Here is a 3,071-nt window from a genome sequence, read left to right as displayed (position 1 = left end):
GACACGGACCAGGACGGCATCGTCGACAGCGAGGACCGCTGCCCCAGCGAGCCCGAGGACCTGGACGGCTTCGAGGACGCGGACGGCTGCCCGGACCCGGACAACGACAGGGACGGCATCCCCGACACGGCCGACGCGTGCCCGCTGGAGGCGGAGACCATCAACGGCGTGAAGGACGAGGACGGGTGCCCCGACCAGGGCACGTCGAGCGTGCGCCTGGAGGGCTCGCGCATCGTCATCCTGGAGAAGGTCTACTTCGCCACGGGCAAGGACGTCATCCTGCCCAAGTCGTTCAGCCTGCTCGCGCAGGTGGCCTCGGTGCTCAAGGCGAACCCGCAGCTCCAATTGGTGCGCGTGGAGGGCCACACCGACAGCCAGGGCTCGGACGCGAAGAACCTGGACCTGTCGCAGCGCCGCGCCAACAACGTGCAGGCCTTCCTGGTGAAGTCAGGCATCGCGCCGGAGCGCCTGGAGGCGGTGGGCTTCGGCGAGACGAAGCCGGTGGACACCAACAAGACGCCCAAGGGACGCGAGAACAACCGCCGCGTCGAGTTCAACATCGTGAAGGCCGCCGACTCCTCGGCGGGGGAGGCCACGCCATGAGTCGGTCCACTTCCTGGCTGATGGTGCTGACGCTCTCGGGCTCGCCCGTGCTCGCGCAGTCGCGGGGCGAGGAGCCGTGCGGCGGCGTGCGCTTCAACAATGGCCGCGTGGAGCTGGGCCGCACGCTCGCGCCCCAGGGCCCCGAGACGGAGCAGTGCCTGAAGCACGTGGGACAGGCGCTCGTGGCGCGTCCCGCCATCCGCTCGGTGACGGTGGCCGCCCGGCTGCCGGACGCGGAGCGGCTGGGAGGCCAGGGCCTCGCGGTGGCGAAGGCGGCGGCGCAGGTGCTGGTGGCGGCGGGCGTGCCCCAGACGCGCGTGTCCGTGGTGGCGCCTCCCGCGGTGCCGGGACAGCCGGGGCAGCTCCAGCTCGCCTACGTCGAGCGCCCCGCGCAGCCCCGCGTGGCCCGCGTGCGCGCGGCGGCTGGAAGCATCCTGGCGGGCGCCACGGAGGACGCGCTGCAGCCGCGCGCCATCGGTGACTCGCTCCACACGGGCGAGCTGTTCCAGACGGCCGGCGACGCGAGCGCGGAGCTGGAGCTGGCGGACGCGAGTCGCGTGCGCGTGCAGCCCGACAGCCTCTTGCGGCTGGGCACCCTGGAGCTGAGCGCCCAGGGCACGCGCGTGGTCCGCCTGGAGCTCTTGAAGGGCTCGGTGGAGACGGTGGCCGCGCCCGGTGGCGAGGGCTCCGTGTTCGAGGTGCGCACGCGCGGCGCGGTGGCCGGGGTGCGCGGCACGCAGTTCCGCGTGACGGCGAAGGAGGACGGCGCCAGCCGCCTGGAGACGCTCGAGGGCAAGGTGGCGCTCGGCGCGCAGGGGGCGGAGGTCGACGTGGGCGCGGGCCAGGGCTCGCGCGTGTTGCCCGGCGTCGCGCCCGAGGCGCCCCGCGCGCTGCTCACGGCGCCGCGTCTCGAAGGGCCTCGCGGCGGGACGTTCGCCACGCCGCCCACGCTGAAGTGGTTCGAGGTGAAGGAGGCGAAGCACTACCGCGTGGAGCTGGCGCGGACAGCGGACTTCGCCGCGGGCGTGCGGACCCTCGAGGCCACGGGCCTCACGCTGACAGTGCCCGGTGAGCACACGGGCAAGTGGTTCTGGCGCGTGTTGCCGGTGGACAAGGACGACTTCATCGGCTTCCCTTCCAAGATCCATGCGTTCGAGCTGAGGCCCTGAGACGCGCCGATGAACCCGAGCCCCGACACGCCTGCGCGAGGCCCCTGGCTTCCCCGCCCCTCTCCGGGGCTGCTTCGGTTGGTGGCGGCGGGAGTGGGCGTGGCGCTGGCGTGCGTGACGGCGGCGACGGGCGGAGCGCCGGGGCCCCTGGAGCGCTCGATCTATGACCAGGTCGTCAGCCGGCTCTTGCCGGGTGTCCCGCGCAGCGCGGACCTGGTGCTGGTGGAGGTGGATGACCGGGCGCTGATGGCGCTGGGTGAGCGCTGGCCCCTGTCGCGGGCCACGTGGGCGCGGGCCTTCAAGGCCCTGGCGGCCCAGCGTCCTGCCGCGGTGGCGGTGGACGTGGTGTTCGACCAGCCCGGACCGCGCGACGCGCTGGAGCTGGGCGAGGACGTGCTGGCGGCGCTGCGGGAGTCGGGGCTCGCCGGGCAGCCCGCGGGCGCGGCGCTGGTGGCGGACCTGGAGGACCGGCTGCGCGAGCAGGACGGCGACGCGCGACTGGCGGAGGCGCTCGGGGAGAACGGCGCCGTCATCCTGGGCGCCGCGGCGTTGATGGACGAGGTCTCCATGATGGCGCCGCTCGAGGACACCGCGGCCGCCGATTCGGTGTCGATGCCCGTGCGCCGGCTGCGGCTCCAGGCCCGGGGCGTCGCGGGCAGCATCGCCCCGCTGCGGATGGCGGCGCACGGCAGCGGCACCTTGAACATGCTGGTGGACGCGGATGGCGTCATCCGGCGCTACCCGTTCGCCGTCGACGTGGACGGCCGGAGGTGGCCCTCGCTGGCGCTGGCGACGGCGCTCAAGCTGATGCCGGAGCAGTCGGAGTCCCTGCTGCGCCGGGCGAGCGTGGACCAGGGCGCTCCGCTGATGCGGCTGCCTTCACCCGACTGGCTGCCGAGGGTGAGCCTGGCGGACGTGCTCCAGGCGGACCCGCGCTCGGTGGGGCTGGACCTGGCGCTGCGGGGCAAGACGCTCTTCGTCGGCGTCACCGCGACGGGGCTCCACGGCCAGAGCACGCTGCCGGGCCAGGTGGCGGTGCCGGGGGTGGAGATCCACGCCTTCGCGCTGGACAACCTCCGCGCGGACCGGCTGATGCGCTCGTCGGGCGGGGTGGCGCTCATGGGCTTGCTGGAGACGGTGGCCCTGCTGTGGCTCTTCGGCTGGCGCTGTCGCCGCGTGCGGACGCTGGGGGCCGTGGGGAGCACGGCGCTGGTGCTCGGCGTGCTGCATGTGGCGCTGGTGGGGTGGCTGGCGGCGGACCTGGGCTGGGTGTTGCCGCTGGTGCCCGGGGGCCTGGGG

Annotated in this window: 3 protein-coding genes; all 3 read left to right on the top strand. The window is 74.3% G+C overall.

Annotated elements, in window-relative coordinates; all coding sequences use genetic code 11:
* Nucleotides 1-603: OmpA family protein (locus FL311_RS42270; protein WP_141333267.1), on the top strand; the 603-nt coding region annotated here is incomplete at its 5' end.
* Complete coding sequence (locus FL311_RS42265) at nt 600-1,772, top strand: FecR domain-containing protein (protein ID WP_141333266.1); 1,173 nt, start codon at nt 600-602, stop codon at nt 1,770-1,772. The genes FL311_RS42270 and FL311_RS42265, both read left to right, overlap by 4 nt.
* A 9-nt stretch (nt 1,773-1,781) precedes the next feature.
* On the top strand, nt 1,782-3,071 hold a 1,290-nt coding region (locus tag FL311_RS42260), incomplete at its 3' end, for a CHASE2 domain-containing protein (RefSeq protein WP_141333265.1).

Origin of the sequence: Myxococcus sp. AB025B (assembly GCF_006518215.1) — a bacterium.
Taxonomy (GTDB): domain Bacteria; phylum Myxococcota; class Myxococcia; order Myxococcales; family Myxococcaceae; genus Myxococcus; species Myxococcus fulvus.
The sequence above is the reverse complement of the archived record's forward strand: the minus strand, read 5'-3'. Positions and strand labels throughout refer to the sequence as shown.

Bases quoted from the DNA above. Each gene is read 5' to 3' on its own strand.
- FL311_RS42265 (WP_141333266.1), top strand. From the start codon at position 600: ATGAGTCGGTCCACTTCCTGGCTGATGGTGCTGACGCTCTCGGGCTCG.